The sequence below is a fragment of the Thiomonas intermedia genome, from assembly GCF_002028405.1.
Taxonomy (GTDB): Bacteria; Pseudomonadota; Gammaproteobacteria; order Burkholderiales; family Burkholderiaceae_C; genus Thiomonas; species Thiomonas intermedia.
Window position 1 is genome coordinate 1698149 of record NZ_CP020046.1, and the last position, 23979, is coordinate 1722127.

18 protein-coding genes are annotated in these 23979 nt (G+C 68.1%); 3 read left to right on the forward strand and 15 right to left on the reverse strand.

Annotation, left to right across the window (positions count from 1 at the left end):
* The first annotated feature begins 47 nt into the window (after positions 1-47).
* Genes BVH73_RS07955 through BVH73_RS07965 form a run of 3 tightly spaced genes read left to right on the forward strand, consistent with a single transcriptional unit; the run spans position 48 to position 7147 of the window.
* Positions 48-3503 (forward strand): transglutaminase family protein, encoded by a 3456-nt coding sequence (locus BVH73_RS07955; RefSeq protein WP_079417626.1) that lies wholly within the window; start codon positions 48-50, stop codon positions 3501-3503.
* 60 nt (positions 3504-3563) lie between these two features.
* The gene (locus BVH73_RS07960; protein WP_079417628.1) at positions 3564-6203 is read left to right on the forward strand and encodes a circularly permuted type 2 ATP-grasp protein; all 2640 of its coding nucleotides are present in this window, start codon (positions 3564-3566) and stop codon (positions 6201-6203) included.
* Positions 6204-6214: 11 nt separating this feature from the next.
* Positions 6215-7147: a transglutaminase family protein gene (locus tag BVH73_RS07965; RefSeq protein ID WP_079417630.1), complete on the forward strand. Its 933-nt coding sequence runs from the start codon at positions 6215-6217 to the stop codon at positions 7145-7147.
* On the opposite strand, the gene BVH73_RS15760 is transcribed toward BVH73_RS07965, so the two are convergent.
* From BVH73_RS15760 to BVH73_RS08040, 15 genes are all read right to left on the reverse strand, one after another.
* Positions 7148-7774, reverse strand: coding sequence for a phosphatase PAP2 family protein (locus BVH73_RS15760; protein ID WP_154048453.1), 627 nt, complete (start codon positions 7772-7774; stop codon positions 7148-7150).
* 94 nt (positions 7775-7868) lie between these two features.
* A complete protein-coding gene (locus tag BVH73_RS07975; RefSeq protein ID WP_079420443.1) occupies positions 7869-9026 on the reverse strand; it encodes a DUF4124 domain-containing protein in 1158 nt (385 codons plus the stop codon).
* Positions 9027-9337: 311 nt separating this feature from the next.
* Entirely contained in the window at positions 9338-10804 is a 1467-nt protein-coding gene (locus BVH73_RS07980) for a mannose-1-phosphate guanylyltransferase/mannose-6-phosphate isomerase (RefSeq protein WP_079417634.1), read from the reverse strand.
* On the reverse strand, positions 10801-11616 hold the full coding sequence (locus BVH73_RS07985; protein ID WP_079417636.1) for a WecB/TagA/CpsF family glycosyltransferase: 816 nt from the start codon (positions 11614-11616) through the stop codon (positions 10801-10803). The genes BVH73_RS07980 and BVH73_RS07985 overlap by 4 nt, the downstream gene beginning before the upstream one ends.
* Before the next feature lie 12 nt (positions 11617-11628).
* Positions 11629-12825, reverse strand: a complete 1197-nt coding sequence (locus BVH73_RS07990) for a glycosyltransferase family 2 protein (protein WP_079417638.1) — start codon at positions 12823-12825, stop codon at positions 11629-11631.
* On the reverse strand, positions 12822-14039 hold the full coding sequence (locus BVH73_RS07995; RefSeq protein WP_079417640.1) for a glycosyltransferase: 1218 nt from the start codon (positions 14037-14039) through the stop codon (positions 12822-12824). Before BVH73_RS07995 ends, BVH73_RS07990 begins: the two co-directional genes overlap by 4 nt.
* Before the next feature lie 20 nt (positions 14040-14059).
* Positions 14060-14602, reverse strand: coding sequence for a serine acetyltransferase (locus BVH73_RS08000; protein WP_079417642.1), 543 nt, complete (start codon positions 14600-14602; stop codon positions 14060-14062).
* Between the two features lie 15 nt (positions 14603-14617).
* Positions 14618-15643, reverse strand: a complete 1026-nt coding sequence (locus tag BVH73_RS08005; protein WP_079417644.1) for an acyltransferase family protein — start codon at positions 15641-15643, stop codon at positions 14618-14620.
* Positions 15640-17112 (reverse strand): O-antigen ligase family protein, encoded by a 1473-nt coding sequence (locus BVH73_RS08010; protein WP_079417646.1) that lies wholly within the window; start codon positions 17110-17112, stop codon positions 15640-15642. The genes BVH73_RS08005 and BVH73_RS08010 overlap by 4 nt, the downstream gene beginning before the upstream one ends.
* Before the next feature lie 16 nt (positions 17113-17128).
* On the reverse strand, positions 17129-18085 hold the full coding sequence (locus tag BVH73_RS08015; RefSeq protein WP_245800292.1) for a cyclic di-GMP-binding domain-containing protein, MshE-related: 957 nt from the start codon (positions 18083-18085) through the stop codon (positions 17129-17131).
* Positions 18086-18096: 11 nt separating this feature from the next.
* Entirely contained in the window at positions 18097-19455 is a 1359-nt protein-coding gene (locus BVH73_RS08020; protein ID WP_079417650.1) for a Wzz/FepE/Etk N-terminal domain-containing protein, read from the reverse strand.
* A gap of 8 nt (positions 19456-19463) precedes the next feature.
* Positions 19464-20279, reverse strand: coding sequence for an SLBB domain-containing protein (locus BVH73_RS08025; protein ID WP_079417652.1), 816 nt, complete (start codon positions 20277-20279; stop codon positions 19464-19466).
* A gap of 23 nt (positions 20280-20302) precedes the next feature.
* The gene (locus BVH73_RS08030) at positions 20303-21556 is read right to left on the reverse strand and encodes an outer membrane beta-barrel protein (protein ID WP_079417654.1); all 1254 of its coding nucleotides are present in this window, start codon (positions 21554-21556) and stop codon (positions 20303-20305) included.
* Entirely contained in the window at positions 21553-23031 is a 1479-nt protein-coding gene (locus BVH73_RS08035) for an MOP flippase family protein (RefSeq protein WP_079417656.1), read from the reverse strand. Before BVH73_RS08035 ends, BVH73_RS08030 begins: the two co-directional genes overlap by 4 nt.
* Positions 23028-23966 carry a glycosyltransferase family 2 protein gene (locus BVH73_RS08040; protein WP_079417658.1) on the reverse strand — a complete coding sequence of 313 codons (939 nt, stop codon included), beginning with the start codon at positions 23964-23966 and terminating at the stop codon, positions 23028-23030. The genes BVH73_RS08035 and BVH73_RS08040 overlap by 4 nt, the downstream gene beginning before the upstream one ends.
* Positions 23967-23979: the final 13 nt, after the last annotated feature.

Below are 23979 nucleotides of genomic sequence, written 5' to 3' on the forward strand. Positions count from 1 at the left end.
CACCCCCCCATTACCGCCGATTTCCCCTCCCTTTCGCAGGTGCCCGGATGTCCATCCACGTCGCGCTCACGCACACCACCACCTACCGCTTCGATCGCCCGGTAGGACTTTCCCCGCACGTCGTGCGCCTGCGTCCGGCGCCGCATTGCCGCACGCCCGTGCTGTCGTACAGCCAGCGCGTCGAGCCGGGCCAGCATTTCATCAACTGGCAGCAGGATCCGTTCTCCAACTACCTCGCGCGCCTGACCTTTCCCGAGAAGACCACGCTGCTGCAGATCACGGTCGATCTCGTGGCCGAAATGTCGGTCTACAACCCTTTCGACTTCTTTCTCGAACCCGAGGCCGAGCGCTTCCCCTTCACCTACGCGCCCGATCTCAAGGCCGAACTCGCCCCCTACCTGGCCGCCGACGCGCGCACCCCGCGCCTGACCGCCCTGCTCAAAAGCCTCGACCTCACCCCGCGCCGCACCATCGACTTTCTGGTGGACGTCAACCAGCGACTGCAGCACGACATCGGCTACACCATCCGCATGGAGCCCGGCGTGCAGACGCCCGAGCAGACGCTCGAACGCGCCTGCGGCTCCTGCCGCGACACCGGCTGGCTCATGGTGCAGGTATTGCGTCACCTCGGGCTGGCCGCGCGCTTCGTCTCCGGCTACCTGATCCAGCTCGCACCGGACGTCAAGGCGCTCGACGGCCCCAGCGGAGCCGAGACCGATTTCACCGACTTGCACGCCTGGTGCGAAGTCTTTCTTCCCGGCGCCGGATGGATCGGCCTCGATCCCACCTCGGGTCTGCTCGCAGGCGAAGGCCACATTCCGCTGGCCTGCACGCCGCAGCCCTCGGGCGCGGCGCCGGTCGAGGGCATGATCGACGAATGCGAGGTGGCGTTCAGCCATCACATGGCCGTGGCCCGCATCTACGAATCGCCCCGCGTCACCAAGCCCTACACCGATGCCCAGTGGCAGGCCGTGCTCACCCTGGGCGAAGTCGTCGATCAGCAACTAAAGAACGGCGACGTGCGCCTCACCCAGGGCGGCGAGCCCACCTTCGTCGCCACCACCGACCGCGACGCGCCCGAATGGAACACGGACGCCCAAGGCCCGACCAAGCGCGGCTATGCCGGGGAACTCATCGACAAGCTCATCCATCGCTACGGCCCGGGCGGATTTCTGCATTTCGGCCAGGGCAAGTGGTACCCCGGCGAACAACTGCCGCGCTGGGCGCTGTCGGCCATCTGGCGCCGCGATGGCCAGCCGTGCTGGCACGATCCCGCCCTGTTCGCCGACGAGCGCCAGGGCGGCACCGCCACCGCCCTCGACGCCCACACCTTCATGCTGGCCCTGGTCGATACCCTCGGGGTCGACCCCGCCCATGTGCAGACCGGCTTCGAGGACACCTGGTATTACCTGTGGCGCGAGCGTCGGCTGCCGGTCAACGTCGATCCCTTCGACTCGCGGATCGACGACGAGCTCGAGCGCGCCCGCCTGCGCAAGGTGTTCGACCAGGGCCTGAAGACGCCCACCGGCTACGCCCTGCCGATCCGGCGTGAACCGGGATCTGCTCAGCTCAGCGGCCCGCGCTGGATCTCCGGGCCGTGGTTCTTCCGCGACGAGCGCATGTATCTGTTTCCTGGCGATTCGGCCATGGGCTGGCGCCTGCCGCTCGACTCGCTGCCCTGGGCCACCGAGGGGGAGCGCGCCTCCGACTGGCCGCAAGACCCCTTCGCCCCGCGCAGCGGCCTGCCCGACGCCGTCGGCCTGCGACGGCAGTACGGCCCGATGCACCGGATTGGGGGCGGCTATGCCGAGGGCGGCACCGTGGGCGTGCAAAACCAGGACGTCGCCGCACCACTGTGGGGCAAGGATGCGGGCCGCGCCTCCGCGGCGCTGTCCAGCGGCGACGGCCAGCGCATGCGGCCCGGCGACGGTCGCCAGCCCGATCGCTTCGAGTCAGGCGGCTGGACCTTGCGCACCGCGCTGTGCGTGGAGGCGCGCGGCGGCATGCTGTACGTCTTCATGCCGCCGCTCACCTCGGCGGACGACTATCTCGATCTGCTCGCCGCCATCGAGACCACGGCGCAGCGCCTGCGGGTCAAGCTCGTGCTCGAGGGTTACCCGCCGCCGCGCGACCCGCGCCTGAACCTGCTGCAGGTTACGCCCGACCCAGGTGTCATCGAGGTGAACATCCACCCGGCGCACAACTGGGCCGAGCTGGTCGACCACACCGAATTCCTCTACCAGGCCGCGTTCGAGACCCGGCTGGGTGCCGAGAAATTCATGCTCGACGGACGCCACACCGGCACCGGCGGCGGCAACCACATCGTGCTCGGCGGGGCGACGCCTGCCGACAGCCCCTTCCTGCGCCGCCCCGATCTGCTGGCCAGCCTGATCGCCTACTGGCACAACCACCCCAGCCTGAGCTATCTGTTTTCCGGCCTGTTCATTGGCCCGACCAGCCAGGCGCCGCGGGTGGACGAAGCGCGCGACGACCAGGTCTACGAACTCGAAATCGCCCTCGCGGCGCTGCGCGCCTCCTCGGGGGGCGGCGAACGCCGCGAGCCTGGGGGTGCCTATCTGCCTCCCTGGTTTGTCGACCGCACCCTGCGCAACATCCTGATCGACGTCACCGGCAACACCCACCGCGCCGAGTTCTGCATCGACAAGCTCTACAGCCCCGACGGCGCCACCGGCCGCCTCGGCCTGCTGGAGCTGCGCGCCTTCGAGATGCCGCCGCACGCCCGCATGAGCGTGGTGCAGCAACTACTGTTGCGCGCGCTGATCGCCCGCTTCTGGCAGGCCCCTTACACCCAGGGCCTGCAGCGCTGGGGCACGGCGCTGCACGACCGCTTCCTGCTGCCCACCTTCATCGCCCTCGACTTCGAGGACGTGCTCACCGAACTGCGCGAGGCCGGATTCGACTTCGACCCGCAGTGGTTCGCGCCCCACCACACCTTCCGCTTCCCGCTGCTGGGCGACTTTGCGGCGCGCGGCATGAAGCTGGAGCTGCGCATGGCGCTGGAGCCCTGGCACGTCATGGGCGAAGAAGGCGCGGCGGGCGGCACGGTGCGCTACGTCGATTCGTCGCTGGAGCGGGTGGAAGTGAAGATCAGCGGGCTGACCGACAGCCGCCATGTGCTGACCGTGAACGGGCAGGCGGTGCCGCTGCAGCCGACCGGGCGCAGCGGCGAATTCGTCTGCGGCGTGCGCTACCGCGCCTGGCGGCCGCCTTCGGCACTGCACCCGGGCATCGGCGTGCATGCCCCGCTCACCTTCGATCTGGTGGACACCTGGATGCAGCGCTCGCTCGGCGGCTGCCAGTACCACGTCGAGCATCCGGGCGGCAGCAATCCTTCCACGTTCCCGATCAACTCCTACGAGGCCGAGAGTCGGCGCCTGTCGCGCTTTTTCCGCATGGGTCACACGCCGGGGCGCATGCGGGTCACGCCGGCGCACCCCAGCCAGGAATTCCCCTTGACGCTCGACTTGCGCACGCTGACCTGATCCTGCCCCGTCTCGGGGGTGGCCAGTGTTGTCGGCCAACCCGTCATGCCACAATGCCATATGGCTAGTCTGTTTCAATCCACCGCCCAGGGCCGCGCCGCGCCGGGCGACGAATGCGCGGCGCTCGCCCGCGATCTGGCGTCCGCCGTCATCCCGGGCCATTGGGATGAGCTGCGCGGCAAAGTCTCCGACGGCGAGTCGGGCGCTGCGCTCGCTCCGCTGTGGAACAATTTCTTCCGGCTGCTCGGCCCCGGCGGATTCGACGCCCTGGGCGCCCGCCAGCAACAGCTGCTGCAGCAGATCCACGACGACGGCGTCACCTACAACGTTCACGCCGATGCCGCCCAGGCCGCCCGCGCATGGTCGGTCGATCTGTTCCCGCTGCTGATCGACGCCAGCTCGTGGAAGCAGATCTCCACCGGCGCCGCGCAGCGCGCCGCGCTGCTCAACACGGTGCTTGCCGACCTCTACACCGGCCCGCAGCGCACGCTCAAGGAGGGGCTGCTGCCGCCCGCCCTGGTTCAGGGGCATCCCGGCTATCTGCGCGCCCTGCACGGCCATACGCCGCCCGGCAACGTCTGGCTGCACATCGCCGCCTTCGATCTGGCGCGCGGGCCCGACGGCGTGTGGCGCGTGGTCAACCAGCGGGTGCAGGCCCCGTCGGGCCTGGGCTATCTGCTGGAAAACCGCATCCTGATCTCCCGCCTGTTCCCGGACGCGTTCAGCCAGCTCAAGGTGCAGCGCCTGGCCGCGAGCTATCGGCTGCTGATGGATACGCTGCTGCGGCAGTCGCCCGGCGGCGTGGGCAGCCGCGTGGTGCTGCTCACGCCCGGACCGTACAGCGAAACCTATTTCGAGCAGGTGTATCTGGCGCGCTATCTGGGCATCACCCTGGCCGAGGGCAGCGATCTGACCGTGCGCGAAGACCGGCTCTACCTCAAGACCCTGCGCGGCCTGGAGCCGGTGCACGTGGTGCTGCGGCGGCTCGACGACAGCTTCTGCGATCCGTTGGAGTTGCGCCCCGACTCGATGCTGGGCGTCGCCGGGCTGCTGCAGGCCGTGCGCGCCGGTCATGTGCTCGTGGCCAATGCGCTGGGGGCCGGCTTTCTCGAATCGCCCGCGGTGCAGGGCTTTTTGCCCAAGCTGTGCGAAACCCTGCTGGGCGAGCCGCTCATCCTGCCGTCGCTGCCCACCTGGTGGTGCGGCGAACCGGGGGTGTGCGACGCGCCGCTGGACGATCTGCGCTCCTGGGTGATCAAGCCCGTGCACGCGGAGTGCGGGTTCGAGGCCACGGTCATGGCCAGTCTCGACTACGGCCAGCTCCCCCCCTGGCGCGAGCGGGTGCACTCGGCGCCAGCCCAGGTCACGCTGCAGCAATATCAGCCGCTGCCGCATGTGCCGGTCTGGAGCGACGACCGCCTCGCCGCCCGCGCGGCCATGCTGCGGGTCTACGCGCTGGCCGACGGCCAAGGCGGCTGGCGGGTGCTGCCCGGCGGCTTGGTGCGCACCGCACCGCGCGGCGGCAACACGGTGTCGATGCAGCGCGGCGGCAGCAGCCAGGACGCCTGGGTCATCACCGGCGACGCGGTGGACGACTCCACGCTGCTGCCCCCGCCGATGCGGCCGCAGGATCTGGTCAACCGGCACCGGGTGGTGACGAGCCGGGCGGCCGAAAACCTGTTCTGGCTGGGCCGCTACAGCGAACGCGCCGAACACGGCGCCCGGCTGATGCGCATCGCGTTGCGCGCGCTCTCGGGCGACGACGACCTCGGCCCCGCGGTGCGCGACATGCTCGACCAGTGGTGCCGCCAGTCCGGCCTGATCGACCCCGAGGCCCAGGCACTCAGTGAACATCCCCAGGCCTTTGAGCGCAGCCTCGTGCGCGGCCTCATGCCCGGCCCGCACGCCGGCGGGCTGGTGCAAAGCATCCAGGCCCTGGGACACGCCGCCGCGCAGGTGCGCGAGCGCCTTGGCGGCGATCACCGGCAGTGGATCGCCTCGGCCACCGCGCTCGAACTGCTGCCCGCCCAAGCCCGCCGGGAGGAACTGCAGACCACGCAGGCGATGCGCGGCCTCGAACAACTCACCGAAGTGCTCAGCGCCATCACCGGCGCACAGACCGACCGCATGACGCGAGACGACGGCTGGCGGCTGCTGAGCATCGGCCGTCACATCGAGCGCCTCACCTTGCTCGGCGAGGCGCTGAGCCTGGCCTTCCAGACCCGCGCGGTGCACAGCGACAGCGGCTTCAACCTGCTGCTGGCCCTGTTCGACAGCACCATCACCTACCGCGCCCTGTATCAGAAGCGGCTGGAAGTACCGGCCCTGCTCGATCTGCTCATGCTCGACCGCGAGAACCCCCGCGCGCTGGGCTGGGTGGCCCAGACCCTGCGCGCGCGCATGGCCAAGCTGCCCGACACCTGGGTCGGCCTTACCGAAGCTTCGCCGCCGCCCGAGCCGCGCCCCGCCGCGACCAGCGGCCCCCTTTCGGCCGACAAGCAAGCCCTCCTCGCGCTGGCGCCCGATCCGGACGACTGGCATCTGCCCGAACTGTGCACCCATACCCAGGAACAGCACTACACCTGGCTGGAGCTCACCCTGGCCCAGAACATCGACAGTGCCTGGCGCCTGTCCGACGAGATCAGCCGCCGCTATTTCGCCCACGCCAACGCCCCCGACCGCACCCTGGGTGGGTACTGAAAGCCGAACGCATGATGCCAGACGCCCCGACCCCGCAACCCCGCCCGGCCGACACGGCCGGGGCCGTGCTCTACCGCGTGGTGCACGAAACCGCCTACACCTATGCCACCCCGGTCGAGCTGGCGCACCATCTGGCCCACCTCTGTCCGATCGATACCGCCGTGCAGGAACGGGTCGACCATGTGTGCGACATCCACCCCGAGCCCGGCCACCGCCGCAGCGAGATCGACGTGTTCGGCAACGCCCGTGAGTTCTTCGCCTACTACAGCCCGCACGACACCCTGACCGTGCGTGCCGTCAGTCTGGTGCGAGTGCGCGCGCCCGAAGCCCCCGACTGGGCCGCCAGCCCTGCCTGGGAGCCCGTGCGCGAACAACTGCTCTACCGTGCGGGCAAGCCCTACGTGGCCGAGGCGGAGTTCACCTTCGGCACCCATTTCGCCCCAGTCTTCACGGCGGCCGCCGCCTACGCCGCCCCCAGCTTCGCTCCGGATCGCCCCCTGCTCAAAGGCGCGCGTGATCTGATGCAGCGCATCCACGCCGACTTCACCTACAACCCCGAGAGCACCGAAGTCCAGACCCGCGCCCCGCAGGCGCTCGAACTGCGCGCCGGGGTCTGCCAGGACTACGCGCATGTGATGATCTCCGCGCTGCGCAGCCTGGGGCTGGCCGCGCGCTACGTCAGCGGCTATCTGCGCTCTCACCCCAAGCCCGGCGAGGAGCAGCTCGTGGGCGCCGATGCCTCGCACGCCTGGGTGTCGGTGTGGTGCCCGGTCAACGGCTGGGTGGAGTTCGACCCGACCAACAACCGCCAGCCCGCCGCCGACTATGTGCGCATCGCCATAGGCCGCGATTTTGCCGACGTGTCGCCATTGCGCGGCGTCATCCGCGGCGGCGGAGAACACACCCTCGATGTCGGCGTGCGCGTCAGCCCCGTGGCCGGCTGATCACCCGCTGGGTTCGAGATCGGCCCGGGTGAAGGCCTGCGCCCTGCCGCTCAACGCACAGGCCACTTGCTCAAGCACGCTGTTGGTGGGGAAGATGCGGCCATAGGTCAGCACCAGCGGCACCAGCAGCACAGCGGGCAGCAACCAGGCCGGAGCGCTCTGCCGCCGTGGCGCAAGACCGCGCAGACGCCACAGAAACACCGCCGCAAAAACAGCGCCCCACGCCGCACCCAGCGCTGCTTCGATCGGCGTGTGCGCATCGGTGGTGAGGCGCGACACGACAATGGCGGCGGACAGCACCAGACCCGCTGCGGGCAACGTCCAGCGCCAGAGACGACTTCGCCCGGACGCCATCAGCGCCCCCACCGTGGGCCACACCAGCATCGACAGGGCGCTGTGGCCGCTCAGGCCGATGAAATTCCAGCCCGGCGGATGCAGTCCCCAGCCCATGTAGGCAATCTTGGTCAGGGCCACGCCGGCGATGTTGATCAGCAACAACACGGCCCACAGGACTGCGGCACCGCGATGACGCCAGGCCATCCAGGTCAACAGCACGGCGGCGAGCGGCACGAGCACGGCGCTGTCGCCGAAGTCGGTGATGGCAATCCAGAGGGGGTGTGAGTGCATGCAGGAGGAAAACGACCGAGGCCGACTTGGGCCCTGCGGTGCACGAAACATGCCCGATGCGCCGGGCGGCGAGTCACGGCCGAAGCCGTGCGCTTCAAGACTTGCCGTAGTTGTTGGGCATGAACTGCATCTTGTCCCAGGGGAAGTTCTGCATGACCTGCCAGGAAGCCAGGCCGCCGAACAGTGCCGGGTAAGGATCGGACTGACCGGCCTGGGTGTAGGTGGCGGGATTGACCATGCGCAGCGATACGGAGCCCGCCTTGTCCCAGACGACGAAGCCGTACTTCTGCGCCGCGCGGGCGATGATTTTGCCCACGGGCGTGAGGTTGAGCGCGTCGACGTTCACGCCGGGGTCGAGCCGCATGCGCGTGCCCTCGGGAATGCGGTTGGCCGCATTGTTGGGGTTGTAGCCGTCCGAGCGCGTCGCCGGCCAGGAAAAAATGTTCCAGGCCGCCACATCGACCAGCGAAATGCCCATGACATGATTGATCTGGCCGCTGGCCAGCTCCTGCGCCGAAATCTCTCCGCCGATGAAAGGCAGCCCCGTGGCGGTGGTGCCATAGGGGTTGGCGAACAGGCCGGCGTTGTTGGCCGTGTTCTGGATGCGCCCGCCCCAGCAGGCCTGCCATTGGCCGTTTACCTGGCTGGTCACCCAGAACTCCCAGAGCGTCTGGGTGCTGAGGTCATAGATCGACATTTCCTGGTCCGTCCCCCCTGCGGGAACGGCGCCTGCGGGCATGGGCACGTTCTGCCACTGCGCGATGAGATTGGGATCGGTCCAGCCCTTGTTCTGGCAATCGTTGAAGCCGACATTGACCGTCTTGGCCACGGGATAGACGGGCATGCCGTCTTGCACGGTGACCGCCTTGCTCCCGCCCGATGTGCGCACGAAATAGATCGGCGCGGCATAGTCGTTGGTGTTGAGGTTGACGGTGCCGTAGTAGGTCTTGATCTGATTGACCAGGTTCTGGGCATAGGCGGCCGAGTTCGTGTTCAGCGTCGCATTGGCAGGAATGGGCTGATACCAGAAGCTCGTCGGCGAGAAAACCCGGGTGACCGAATCTGCACTTGACGTCGCGGCGGCATGGACCGAAGTGCCTTGGGTCGTGGCGGAAGATGTTGTCGTCACGGCGGTTGTCGCGGTGGCGTCTTGGCCGCTACTGGCGGCGGCGATCGTGCCGCCTCCCCCGCCGCAGCCGCCCAAAGTCAAGGCCAGTACGGCGATGACCGATGCTGTGTAAACCTGATGCATGATGCCCCCCATCGCGTCCGCCTGGGATGCGGACGCCTCTTTCTCTCAATCCTCGCGACCGAGCCGATGGCCGCTCATCTCGAGTGGATGTTTCCATCGCGCGTCGGGCGAGCTCCAGAACTGATGGAATCTTACGGCCGACGCGAAGCCGGCCCGCGTAGGACGTGGATGGTATTGCCCTCAGGGGTTTCCTACAAAATGCGAAAAAAACAAAGGCAAGCGCCATAAATGCACCATCGACGTGCATTTCATGCCGCGTTCGCCCTTATTTCGTGCATTCGCCCCTTTCCCTGCGGAGGGCAGGCGCCCGTTCAAGCCCGGCCGTAGGCGTCCTCGAACCGCACGATGTCATCTTCGCCGAGGTAGGCGCCGCTCTGCACCTCGATCATGACCAGATCAAGGATGCCCGGGTTCTCCAGACGGTGGCGAATACCCGCCGGTATGTAGGTGGATTCGTTGGTGCGCACGAGCATGGACTGCTCGCCGTTGACCACCCGCGCCGTGCCCGACACGACGATCCAGTGCTCGCTGCGGTGGTGATGCATCTGCAGCGACAGCGCCCGCTTGGGCTTGACCACGATGCGCTTGATCTTGAAGTGCTCCCCCTCTTCGAGCACCGTGTAGGTCCCCCAGGGTCGATGGACTTCGCGGTGCAGTCGGTAGGCCTCGTGGCCTCTGGCCTTGAGCTGGGCGGCAATCTGCTTGACGTCCTGCGCGCGCCGTCTGTCGGCCACGAGAACGGCATCGGGCGTATCGACGACGATGAGGTCTTGCACGCCCACCAGGCCGACCACACGCTGCGGGCTTTGCACATAGCAGTTGCTCGACTCGTGCAGCAGCGCCTCGCCCTGCACGCGGTTGCCCTGGGCATCGGCGGATTGCAGCTCGCTCAGCGCCGTCCACGAACCGATGTCGCTCCAGCCGATGTCGCAGGGCACCACGGCCACATGGTGCGAGTTTTCCATCAGCGCGTAGTCGATGGAAATGTCGGGCGCATAGCGAAAGGTCTCGGCCTGCAGTTCGATCTGATGCACCCCGCCGCCCGCCACCTGCGTGGACACGCCCATGCAGTCATGCAGGCTTTCCAGCACGCTGGGCGCGTGGGTGGCGAATTCGCGCAGCGCGGTATCCACCCGCAGGCAGAACATGCCGCTGTTCCAGAGGTAGCGCCCGCTGGCGACAAACTCCGCCGCCTGCTCCAGCTGCGGCTTTTCCACGAAGCGCAGCACCGCATGCCCCTCGGCCTCGATGTAGCCGTAACCCGTCTCCGGTGCCGTGGGGCGGATGCCGAAAGTCACCATGCGGCCTTCGGCCGCCAGCTCGCGGGCCCGTGCCACCGCTTCGGCGAACGCCGCCTGATCGCCGATGAGATGGTCCGCCGCCAGCACCAGCAGCGTGACCTCGGGCCCGACGTGCTGCTCGGCCCAGAGCGCGGCCGCCGCCAGAGCCGGGGCGGTGTTGCGTCCATAGGGTTCGAGGATGAAGGCCGTCGCCTTGCCTTCGGGGTTCACCCGTGCATATTCGTCCTTGGTCTTGAACAGCAGGTCACGGTTGGTAACCGTGAGAACCTGATCGACCCCGGGCAGCGCCGCGGCACGCGCAAACGCCTTCTGCAGCAGGCTCTGGCCGTCGGCCAGCTGCATGAAGGGCTTGGGATGCTGCTCCCGGGAAACCGGCCACAGCCGCGTGCCCGCGCCGCCGCAGAGGATGACGGGGAGCAGCGTTGCCGCGGTGTCAACCCCGGCCGGCCGGGCCTGCTGAGGCAGCGCCGCGTTCATGGCTTGCGCTGCGGCGTGGGCCGCAACCCGGCGAGGATTTCGCGCATGGCGATGCCGAGAAAGGCCGTATCGCGCACCAGATAGCGCTTGAGCAGACGCCTGGGGTCTTGCGCCATGCGCCATAGCCATTCAAGCCCGCTGCGCTGCATCCACCGCGGCGCCCGCTGCAGCGTGCCCGCCGCAAAGTCGAGTGCGGCGCCGATGCACAGCACCACCCCCACGTCGAGCTGGCTGAGGTGGGTATGGCTCCAGATTTCCTGCTTGGGAGCGCCGACGCCGAAGAACAGCAGATCGGGCCGGGTCGCGCGGCAGAGGTCGATGATCTCCTGGGTTTGCCGCGGGTCGGCCTCGAAGCCGAAGGGCGGGCAATGGACTCCCACCACCTTCAGCGCGGGATGGCGAACGCACATGACCTCGGCCGCACGCTGCGCGATGCCCGGCTGCCCGCCGACGAAGGCCACGCTCAGGCCGCGCACGGCGGCGCGCGCGCAAAGCGCGGGCAGCAGATCGGCCCCAGTGACGCGGCCGGGCAGCGCCTTGCCGCGGATGAAGCGGCTCGCCCAGATCACCGGCATGCCGTCGGCGAACACAAAGCGCGCGCTGCGATAGATCTGCCGCACCTCCGGGCGCTGCTGCACGGTGACGATGTGGTCCACATTGGGCGTGATGACCAGTGCACGCTCGCGTTGCTGGGCCGCTGCGGCGATGGCCTCGACGGCTGCATCGAAAGCCAGGGGCTGAAATTCCAGGCCGAACAACGCGACGGTGGAAACCTGGGCGCTTTCCGACGGAGATGGGGACAACAGGCTCATGGCAGGCCTCGATCAGCGGGGCGGCTCGCGCTCGGTGCGCACCCAGGCCCGCTGGCGGTGCAGCACGAAGCCGAGATACACGGGAATCTTCCACAGCACGTAGAGCGGTGCCGAGGCCAGCTCGCGCGCGCTGAGGGTGTCACGGCCGAAGCGCGCCCAGGCGATCAGTACGGCCGAGGCGAAACTCGCGCAGGCCACGAGGGCCAGTACGAGCGGGGCCATCCAGCCCAGCAGCAGCCAGGCCCCCAGCGACCCCGCGACGGCGGCGGCCAGCAGCAAGGCCAGCAGGGCCAGCGGCGGCACGCACAGGTCGGCTGCCACCGCCAGCAGCGCGCCGCTGCGCTGTCCTGCGGCCTGCCACAGCAGACGCGGTGCCGTGTGGAGCAACACGCCGAGGTGTCCATGCTCCCAGCGGGTGCGCTGGGAGCGTGAGCCGCGGGCGCTGGCGGGCAGGGCGCTGCGCACTTCGCAAGTCGGCTCGAAGCGCGGCGCGGCACCGGCGCGAGTGAGGTCGAGCCCTAGCTGCAGGTCTTCGACCAGATGGGCGGAGCCCAGTTCGAAGCGCACCAGCAGCGTCCAGGGAAACGCCATGCCGCTGCCCATCAGCGGACAGGGCAGGCCCAGCGCGCGCCAGCCCAGCGGACGCACGTAAGTCTTCACCCGCCACGCCAGCGCAGAAACGCGGGACATCAGACCGGCGTCTGGTGGCGCATCCATGCGGTAGTGCGCCTGAATGGGGCACTGCCGCTGCTGCGCCTGCGAGGCGAGGCGCAGCAGGGCCCCGGGCTGTACCAGGCAGTCGGCATCGACCACGATCACCACGTCGGGCGGATCGTCGGCGAGCCGGGCCATGCCGAAGGCCAGGGCGTAGCCCTTGCCGCGATGCTGCGCATCGCACCGTTCGACCACGGCGGCACCGGCCTCGCGGGCCCGCTGGGCGGTGTCGTCGCTGCAGTTGTCGGCCACAACCAACAGCCAGTCCTGCGCACGCAACTGGGGACGCAACGCCGCGATGATGGCGGCGATGCCCTGGGACTCGTCATGCGCCGGCATGAGCACGGCAAGGCGTCCGGCAAACGGCAGTGTGTCGGCCGGGCTCTGCACGCGAGCGGCGCGCCAGGCCAGCAGCACCTGCAACAGCAACAGCCCTGCGGGCGCCGCCACGCCGATCATCAGGGCGAACAGCAGCGCCTCCAGCACCGGCATCATGGCCTGGCTCCGGCGGCGGCATCACGGAACAGTGCCCCGAGCCTGGCCGCTTCGTGGCGGACGTCGTGCCGCTCCAGTACGGCGGCGCGCGCCTGCTCGCCCATGCGGACCAGATCGGCCTCGTCGGCGGCAAGGCAGCGCCGCATCGCCGAGGCCAGCGCCACGGCGTCGCCCGCAGCGCAAAGCCAGCCGCTGCGGCCGTCTTCGACCAATTCCGGAATGCCCGCAATCAGGGTGCCGATCACCGGGCGGCGCAGCGTCATCGCCTCCATCACGACGACGGGCAGCCCCTCGGCGAAACTGGAGACGACCAGGGCGCGCGAGGCCAGCATGAAGCGGCGCACCTGCGCGCTGTCGATCCAGCCCGTGATGGTGACGAAGGGCTGCAGCCCGCGGCGGTTGATTTCCGCCTCAAGCGCCGCTCGCAACTCGCCGTCGCCCGCCAGCACCAGACTGAAGGCTTCACCCTCCAGGGCCAGAATGTGGGCCGCTTCGATGAGCAGCAGATGGCCCTTCTGCTCGCTCAGACGCCCCACGCACACCAGTTGCCTTGAGGTGTTGGCGGCGGTCTGCGCCTCGGCGTGGAACTCGGCTTCGACGCCGCAGCGCACGACCTGGATCTTGTTCCACTGCGCGGGCTGGGCCCAGCGATACAGCTGGCTGCGACAGAACGAGCTGATCGCCACCACGAAGCTGCTTTGGGCGATCTTCTCGCTCAGGTGGATGCCCTGCGGTTTGTCGAACTCCTCCGGCCCGTGCACCGTGAAGCTGTAGGTCGGGCCGCCCAGCACCCGCGCCAACAGCGCCACCTCGGCCGAATTGGTGCCGAAATGGGCGTGCAGATGCGTCGCGCCACCCGCTTCGGCCCATTCGACGACGCGGCAGGCCTCGGCCACATAGATCAGGTGATAGGGCAGCCCGCGCTCGTTGTGCCGCGACAGGCGAACGGCCCAGCGCAGCGACCTCAACAGCCTCGCGGGCCGACGCCACGCCGCGCGCAGCACCGCCGCGGCCAGACCGCGCAGACCGTGTCGCAGCACATATTGCGTGCGCTCGCGCTCGGCGCGGTCGGCGGGGTCCACCACGTCGGCATCCCAGCCGCGCAGCGCGATGCGCTGCACCGCGAATCCCTGCTGCTCCAGGGCCAGAATCTCGCGCCGAATGAAGGTATGGCTGACCTTGGGATACTGGTTGACGAAATAGGCGACCTGCATCAGACGCTCCCAAACCGCGATCAGGGCGACGGCAGACTGCCGACGCTTTCCCCATGCAAGGGCCGTGCCGGAACTCCGGCAACCGTCGCGCCCGGCGGCACGTCGCGCGTGACGACTGACAGGGCACCGACGCGGCAGCCGCGGCCCAGCACCACCCCGCCCAGAACCTGGGCATACGCGCCCAGTTCAACCTCGTCGCCCAGCACCGGCACCGGGCCGCCCTCGGTCTTGTTGCCCAGCGTCACCCCCTGGCGCAACGTGCAGTTGCGCCCGATGCGGGTCTGAGGATGGACGAAGATGCCGCCGAAATGAAAGATGCGCAGCCCGCCCCCGATCTCGGCACTCTTGGGAAGGCTGATACCCGTGGCGGTCTCGACGAGACGAAACAGCAACCAGTACCAGCGGGTTGCCAGGCGTTTGCGCAGGCCATCGGGGCGGACGTCCACCCTGCGGCCATAGCGATACACGCCAAGGGCCCACAAAGACTGCTCCTTGAACAGCGGCCGCGGCTGATTCACGCGGCGCAGATCGGCTTGCCAATCAGGGTCGTCTCGGGCGCGCATGGGTCGACCTTGTGCTCAACGGGAAAACCGCAGCTTCGGCGGTGCGGTCAGCAGCCCATTCCACCGCAGTCGATCGAGCGCGACCGACAGCAGCAAAGGCCCCAGCAGGCCGACGGCGACCCCGCCAAGCAATTGCACCCAAAAGTCGTGCACGCCGAAGACGCGGCTCAGCATGATGCGCGTGCCGCTGGCGAAGAGGATGTGCATGAGATAGATGCCCAGCGAATGGCGGCCCAGCGCCTGCAGCCCGCCTAACGGCGCGGGCTTGACCGCCTGCGCGAGCAGCATCACGCAAAAGATGGACCCCATCGCAAGCAGGAAGGCCGCCAGCCCTCTGCCCAGGCCCATCCAGGGCGCCACGACGTGGAACGTCGCCTGCAGGCCCAGGAAAAGCCCTGCCGCCGCCAGCGCGGCCCCTGCATGGCCGTGCAGACGCGCGAGCCACCGCAGGTGCGGCGCCAGCAGGACCCCTGCCGCAAAGAACACGCCGTAATGCGCGATGTAGGACAGAGCCGGTACGGGCGGGTTCAGCCCGGTGATGTAAGCGATCAGCAGCAGCGCCATCAGACCCCAGGCCACGGGGCCGCGCGGCCCCCATGAAAGCGAAACCCCGAATAGAACGACGATGAAAAACAGCGCGTAAAGAAACCAGAACTGATCCAGAGGCTGCCACGGTATGCGCACGAGTTCGCCAAAAGTGATGGACGTGCTGGTACTGCCCCTGAGCATCATCTGGATACCGCCCTGGATCAGTGACCACAGGAAGTAGGGGTAGAGCAGCGTGTCGACCTTGTTGCCGATCAGACGCCGTGCGCCGTAGCGGTCGAGCGATGGCTGAAAGAACAGCCCCGACAGCAGAAAGAACAAGGGCATGTGAAAGCTGTAGATCACGTCGTCGACGAGCGCAAACGCCCGATCGTCGGGATACAGCCCCGCCGTATGCAGCCCTCTCGCCACATGGCCATAAACCACCAGGACGATGCCGATGCCCTTCGCAGCGTCCACCCAGTCGGTGCGCGCCGTCTGCGCCTGGGTGGTCATGCGAGGCCCCGCAGGCCAGGCCGCACGATCTCAGGGCCGGACGTCACGGCCTGCCCCTGCGGCCGCGTGCGCTGGGCCAGCCGTACCTCGTGCAGGCTCAGTCCGACCCCCAGAACGAACCAGAAATACCACTGGAACACGAGGTAGTCGAGCATGTTGTCGGAGACGGACACCATGGCGAATTCGAGCACCAGGGTGATCCACAGAAAGCCCTCCAGACGATCCGTCTTGCGCACCTGCGCCACCAGCGCCCCGGTGCTCAGCAACAGCCACAGAAAACCGCCCAGGCCCAGCAGGCCGCCGTCGAAGAACACCTGCATGTAGACGTTGTGTGCCGGGGGCCCTCCTCCGTCGAACATGGGGAAGAACTGGCGCGAGTAATACTCGAACGACTCCTTGCCATAGCCGTAGAGGAAATGCACGGGCTCCATGAAGCGCAGCGCGGCAGCCCACATTTCCTTGCGCCAGGCAAACGAGTTCAGCGGCTGGTAGTACATGCCGCTGTTGCCGGTGGTGAGTTCGCTGATGCGTTCGCGCACATCGGGCAGCAGCAGGGAGGCAAAGCCCGCCAGAAGCAACAGCGGCAGCAACTTGCGCTCCATGAACAAGGCATAGGCCAGAAAGAAAAACGCCATGGCGCCCCAGGCACTGCGCGTCTTCGTGCCCATGAGCAGAAACAGCAGCAGCAGGATGTAGATCGGCAACAGCCGTCTCACCTTCGCGCTCACCTCGATCAGGCCGCCGCGCCACGCCACGAACAACATGGACACCATCAACACCAGGTAGAAAGCAAAGATGTTGGGATGGGTGAAGGTGCTGTCGATGCGCAGTCCGTCGCCTTCGTAGGCGGGGGCCTGAAATCCGGTATGGGTCAGCGCCTGATACAAGCCGAACAGCGCCGGGCCCACACTGGAAAGCAGCACGGCGCGCAGCCAGAAGTCATGGCTGGGCCTGTCGCGTACATAGACGAAGGCCAGGAGAAAGATGGCGGCATACGACATCAGCGCGAGGTCGTTCTTGATGCCGGCCACCAGCCGCGGGGTATACGCCAGCGTGATCACCATGACGGTGAGCAAGGGTAGCCAGGTTCGCACCAGCAGCCGCGCGATGGGCACGCGCCGACGGCCCAGCAGTTCCATGACGAGCAGGCCGAGGATCAGGGCGTTGAACAGCCCGCCCAGGCTTATGCCGGCGCTGCCGCCGCCAATCTTGGTCATGCCCAGAATGGGGTCGAGGTTGGAGCGAAACAGGATGATGAGGAGCAGCAGCGTTTCGCGGGCATACAAGAACAGCAGACCGAGCACGAAGCTGGCGGCCACAGCCACCATCAGAATCAGCAGATGACGGCCGTCGATCATCAGATGACCGGCGCCCCAGCCCCCCAGCAACGCGAGCACCAGCCCCGTGACGACGACCATGGAGGCGACCGCATGGTCACGCCATTGCACTCGCAGAGCCGGGAACGGCATGGCGTGCCTTCAGGCCTCAACGCTGGTTCAGCACGCTGCCCACCAGCGCGGCGCCGGACTGCTGGATGGCTGCGGCGATGCTGCGCAATTCCGCCGCGGGGCTCAGGTGCTGGTCGGCCAGCAGCAGCGCGCCCTGAGTGGCTGCGCAGACCGGCAGGATCTCGGCGAGATGGCCGGGAGCGGTGTTCACAAGCACGACGTCGAAGGCGTCTGCCGCGTGCATCAACAACTCGGCAAAGGCTGGCCGGGCCAACAGCTCGGCGGGATTGGGCGGCAGGGTGCCGGCCCCCAGGACGGTGAGGCCGGGCAATGGCTCGAGACGCACCGCGGCATCCAGCCCGGCGCGGCCGATCAGCACGTCGGCCAGACCGTACCGCGCGGGCAGATTGAACAGGCCGTGAAGCAGCGGTCGCCGCAGGTCGGCATCGATCAGCAAGGTGCGCTCGCCGAGCTGCGAAAACACCACCCCCAGATTGGCCGCGAGGTTGCTCATGCTGCCGGTTGCCGCCGTGCCGACCAGGGCCAGGCAACGGCGCCCCGAGCCGAACCAGCGCAGGACGAGCTGGCTGCGTAGCGCCCTCAACTGCTCGACCTGCGGGGTGAAGGGCTGGTAGACGGCAAGCAGCTCGTCGCTGAAGCCATGGGCCCCCGGCGCGAGGACGGGGTAGTCGAACTGCCGCGCCAGCGCGAGCAGCACGTCCTGCTCGCTGACCAGCCCCAGTCGCAGTGCGGCGTCGCCGAAGCGCAGGTTTTCGGCCTTCTGCAGCCGCAGCACGCGCTCGGCATCGGCCGCGCTCAGCTTGCCGGAATCGAGCAGCAACTGCCCGAGCTTGAGGTCGCGCCCGGTATCGGCGGCCAGGGTCGGGCCGGGTCCCGGCGGAAAGGCCGACCTCAACAGCGGCCCCTGGGCGTGGGTGCCGAAGCGCTGGGCCAGACGCACGGGTATGGGATCGGCAGACGCGGGAATGTCCATGGGCATCTCCATCAACGCAGCAACAGGGGGCGCAGCTGCACCGTCCCCAACAACGGGGCGCCGGTCAGATCGATGACCTCCTGCACCGAGCGCACCTTGCGCCGCAGTTGTTCGAGCGCCAGCGCCACCGACATGCCCAGAACCAGACCGAGCAGCCCACCCACGGCCACGCTGATGAGGGTGCGCGGGCCGGTGGGCGTGAGCGGGGGCACCGCCCGGCTGAGCACGGTGATGTCGGTCTGGTCGGATTTGGACAGCATCTGGCTTTCCTGATAGGCGCGCAGCGTGGCGCCGTAGAGCTTTTGCGCATTGGCGGCCTGCTGCACCAGGAACTGACCCTCGGCCTTGAGGGTGTTGTCGGCAACGAAGCGTTGCTGCTGCGCGCGCACCGCAGCCTGCATGTCGGCCATGCTCTGGCGCGACACCTGCGCGGTGCTCTGCACGGCGCGCTGCACGGTGGCGATCTGCTGGCCGAGCTTGATCTGCAGGCTGTCGGCCTCGGCCTGGGCGGCGAGGTACTGCGGGTTGTTGGGGCCTTCGGTCTTGGCCAGCTGACTGAGACGGGCCTGCGCCTGCGCCAGGCTGGTCTTGAGCGACTGCACCACCGGGTCGCGCATGACGTCGGCGCTGTGGTCGGCCGCGACCTGGGCGCGCGACGTGTCGGCATAGTTGATGGCAGCGGCGGCGGCCTGTTGCGCGGCCAGGGCCTGCAAGGGTGCAGCGGCCTGCGGGTCTTGATCGGTGAGGATGACGCCGTGCTCCTTCTGATAGGCGACCAGCCGGGCCTGCGCCCGCTCGGCATCGGCCTGCTGCACCTTGAGCTGCGCTGCATACCACTGGGCGGTGCGCTCGGCCGGCTGGGTGCGCAAGGCGAGGTTGGCCTGCAGATAGGCGTCGAGGAAGGCATTGGCCACGCGCGCCGCCTGATCGGGCCGACCCGCGGTGTAACTCATGGAGATGATGTTGTCGCGATCGGAGGCGCCCACCTTGAACTTGGACAGCAGGCTCTGCGCGATCCACTCGCGCAGACTGCCCGCACCAGGCGTGAGCTTGTCGGCAAGGGCGGCGTACTGCGCCTGCCAGGCCGGATCGTCGGCCAAATGCAGCGCGTCGACCACCTTCAGCGCGGTGGTGCGGTTGGTCAGAATCATGCTCTGGGTGTTGAGGTAGGCCGGGATCAACATGCCCTGCATCTGCACCCCGGTGACGGGGTTGACGTACTGGCTGTTGACCACCACCTGCGCGGTCGCGATGTAATGTTTGGGCAGCAGCTTGGTGGTGACGCCGGCCACGGCCGCCACGATGAAGGCGAAGGCGGCGATGGTCAGCCAGCGAGCGCGAAGGGTGAGCAGCAATCCCTGAAGGTCCATGGCGGCTCCTAGAACAGGCTTTGGCCGATGTCGATGACATCGTCGGGGCGAATGGGCGTATCGGCACCCGCGCGCTCTATCGTCGGCTTGCCGTCGGCGACGTCGCGGTGAATGGAAGCGCCTCCCAGAGTGCCGCGCCGCGTGAGCCCACCGCCCAGGGCGACGGCCTGCAGCAGCGTCATGCCCGGAGCGAGACGATAGGCGCCCGGCTTGTTCACTTCACCCTCGATGTAGAACACCGGGGCCTGTGGCACATAGAGCACATCGCCCGAGGTCACCGCGGGATCGGCCACGGCGCGCCCGGAAAAGAGCGCATCGAGGCGAATGGGCGTGTCCACCTGCTTGCCGCCCTGCGTGCGCTGCAGAATCACGGTGTCCGCACCGGCCGGGCTCACGCCACCGGCCAGCGCCAGCAGATCGGTGACACGGCTGCCGCTGTCGAGCACGTATTTGCCCGGCTTGTTCACCGCGCCCAGCACCACGGCCTGCTGGCTGTAGTACTTGTCAACCAGCACGTTGACGTAGGGTTTGAGCAGAAAACCGCCTTCCTTGAGGCGCGCGGCAATAGCCTTGCCCGCCGCCGTGGCACTCAAACCGCCTACCGGCACATAGCCGAGCAGCGGCAACACCACCTGCCCCTGCGCGTCCACCTGGACGGCGGGTGCCTGCAGTTCGGGATGCCCGTAGACGGTCACGCCAACGATGTCTCCTGGCCCGAGCAGATACTCGCCAGCCTGGGCGCGGCCCGAAAGCAACGCGAGGATCAGGGCGAGGCCGAAACCGACCAGAACAAGCGCGGGCGGGAAGGAAAGGCGATGGCGCATGGCAGCAAGGTCTCCTGAGCGGTTCAGAAAGCCTGCCTCAACAACAGGCTGACGTCGTGGTGGGCATAGCTGCTGTTGAGCGCGTTGGACCGTCGCTCGCTATGTGCGTAACGCAGTGCAAGTTGCGTGCCCGGTCTCGGCTGGTAGGCCGCGACGAACTCCGCGCGCTGGAGGCGGTCGCGTCTGGACGTGCCGGGATAGTCGGCATGCCCGAGGCTGTAATCGGCCTGCAGATGAACTGCGGCACTGAGCTGCCACGACAGGCCGATCTGCCCGCCAGTGAGCACCTGGTAGCGGGTGGTGAGGGTGTTGTAGGGCACGAGCTTGCGGTAGACCGACCCTTGCAGCGCCGTGGCCGCTGTGAGCGCCCGCCTGGCGGCGAGATCGGCCACCAGGCCGCTGAAGTGGCCGACGCCCGAGCCATCGGCGCGATAGCGCAGATAGCCGAACGCGCCGCCGAGCCTCCAGAACGCATCGTCCGTCCAGGCGAAGCGGGCCGCGCCGTCGATCTGCCGATAGCCGACCGGGGGCGTGCCGCCCACCTGCTGCGAGGCATTCGGATAGCGGCCCTGTTGCGCACCCAGCGAGAAGGCGAGGGTGTTGCCGGCCGCACTGGTGTAGCGCGGACCGGCGCGCAACTGGGCGATGTTCATGTCGTACGGACGCTGGCTCGGCGCGTCGTTGCGAATGCGGATCCACGCCGCGTCCGCCGTGGCGTCGACCCGGCCGACAAGCGCATGCGCGCCGCCTGCGCTGAGCACCTGTTGGCGCACCCTGTCGCGCAGCGGCGCCTGCAGCATGGTGAGATCCTGCTGGGTCGAGGTGTCGCTGGCGCCGAGGTAGAGGTTCCACTGCGGCGCATGATTGAGGTCGTAGCCCAGAGACACGTCGTGCCCGGTGTCGTCGAGCGCGCGGTAATGCTGATAGACGGTGCGATCCAGCAGCGCATGGCCGTGCAGGCGGCCGACGGCACCGCCGTCGTCGTAGCGCAGCCCGGCCTGCGCAGTGGTCCAACAGTCGGACAGTTGGTCGTCACCGAAGGCCGCTTGCGCAGCCGCGCCGCTGCTCAGCCCGAACAGATTGCCGGAGCAGGAGTGCTGAAGCTGCACCACCGGGTGCAGCCCCGGGAACTGGACCACCGGAAGCGTTTCCAGCGAGGGCGGAAAAGTCGCAGCCTGCGCGCCGCCCCCGTCCAGCAGCGCCATGGCCACGACCAACACGGCGGCAGGCCGCGTGACGCTGCCCCCGCAAGGTTTCGCGGCTCGAAGTTGCGTCATGTCGGGGCATTCGCCGCGGCCCGACGAAACAGCAGCAGACGCAGCAGAGCATCGACAAAAAACCGGTTCGCGAACAGATTGAGCAACAGATAGAGCGGCGCCGCGACGGCTGCGGCAACCACCAGCTGCATGAGCGGCTGCGACCACTCCCGCGCCAGCAACAGCGCGGGCAGCATGCTCAGCATGGCCAACAACAGCGGTCGCAGCACCAGCAAGGCAAATTCACCCGCGCCGATGTCGGCCAGCGGCCGGAAAATGCCAACCCATGCCGGTACCAGCAGTGCCGCCGTCGCGCCCGCCAGCAGAATGGCCAGCCACAATGGTCCCAGCCACGCACCGATGAAGATCGCCGGCAGATAGAACCCCAGAATCATCAGATTCCACAGCAGCTCTCGCCCGGCCTGGCCCACCCCCAGAATCAGGTCGCGGATGGGGCTGAACATCGAGCGCACATAGCCCACTACGGCGAGGATGGCCAGCAGATGCCCGGTGCCGTGCCACTCGCCGCCGAACAGCACGCGCACCAGCGGTTCGGCGAACAGCGCCATGCCCGCATAGACCGGCGCGTTGAGCGCGCCGACCATATTGAGCGTGGAGGCGGTGATGCTGCGCACCCGCGCGCGATCCGTCTGCACGCTCGAAATCAACGGAAAGCCCACCCTTGAAATGATCGGGTTGACGAAGTTCTGCATCTGGTACATGAAGTTGCGTGGCACGCTGTAGAGGCCCAGGCTGGCCGGCGGCACGAACTTGCCCAGCACCATGATGTCGAGGCTGCGGTTGAGATTGCTCACCAGCGCACTGGACACCGCGGCCAGGCCGAAATGCACGAAGGGCTTGAGCTCCCGCCACGACAGGTGCCAGGCGGGCTTCCAGTCGGCGGAGAGATACCTCCAGGAAAGACCGCTGTTGACCAGCGCGCCGGTCAGACTGGCCCAGACCAGGGTGTAGGGGCCGGCGCCTACCCAGGCGGTGAGCACGGCCACGAGCATGCTCGCCATTGCGGCGATGGTTTCGATCACCGCCATCGGTTTGAAGCGCAGATGCTTCTCGGCGTTCATACGGAACTGCGCCCCCACCCCACTGACCAGAAAGGTGGCTGACGACAGCGCCAGCAGCGGCAGCAGGCGCGCATCGCCATAGAGCCAGGCGATCAGCGGCGCCAGCGCCAGCACGGCCGCGCCGAGCAGCAGGGCAAAGATCACGCCGGCCCAGAACAGGCTGGAGCGCTCGCCCTCGGTGACGTTGCGGCGGTGAATGAAAGCACTGTTCAGCCCCGTGCCGTTGAGCACCCAGGGAAAGGTGAGCACGGCGGCCACGATCGCCATGACCCCATAGTCGGCCGGGGTGAGGATGCGGGTGAGCATCACCACCTGCAGCAACTGCACGATGGCGCCCGTGGCGGCAGAGATCGCCGTCCAGCGCACGGCGGAGAAGGCCTGCGCCTTCAGACTGGGCGGCGGCGTACTGCTCATGATGGGGCAGCCCCGGCCGACGGACGCGGTCGACCGGCGGTCCGCGTCTGCAGGGCGAGATAGTGGACAAAGCCGCGCACGAGAAAGAAAAAGGGCCGCGTCGGTCGCCAGGTGAATTGCGCCCGCAGCGCGCGCAGCAGCATGGCGAAGATGGCCCACTTGAAGCGGCTGTGCAGCAGCGTCTTGGCGTACAGCGCGCCCTCGCCGATGAGGTAGAAGCGCCACAGGGCTGGCACGTCGGGCGCCTTGCGGCCGTGATGGTGCCAGACCAGCACACGAGGCTCGTAGCGCCCGGCGCCTCCCGCGTCGCTCACGCGCATGGCCACTTCCCAGTCTTCTCCGGCAAATCGCGCGCCGGCGCCGAACACCGGGTCGAACCCGCCCTGCCGCACCAGCGGTTCGCGGCGAAAGGCCATATTGGCGCCCTGGATGAAGGCGCCGGGCACTGGCCGGTGGGCCGGCACGTCGCGCGGCTCGGTGGACTCGGCGATGGTCACGGGCGCGTCGTCGGGGTCGTAGAGCAGGATGCGACCGGCGATGTAGTCGACCGGGTGGTTGCGGAAGGTTTGCGCGAGTTGCTCGACATAATCGGCCGCGACGTAGCAGTCGTCATCGGTAAAGCCGATGACGGTTCCCCGCGCCCATGGCAATGCCGCGTTGCGTCCGGCGCCGTTGCCGCGGGCGCCTTCGCGCAGCACGCAGGCTGGTGCGTCCAGCCCAGCGATGAAAGCGTCGGCCACGGCGCGGGTGTCGTCGGTCGAGGCGTTGTCGACGATCAGCAATTCCCAGCGCACCGCGGTGTCTTGATGATGAAAGCGATCGAGACAGGCGGTGAGTTGCCGCGCCCGGTTGCGTGTGCAGATGACCACGCTGACTTCGACGGGCTCGGCCGCTTGCCATCGGGCGTTGAAGGTGGGCGCTGTGTTGGGATTCATGGCGACTCCTTCA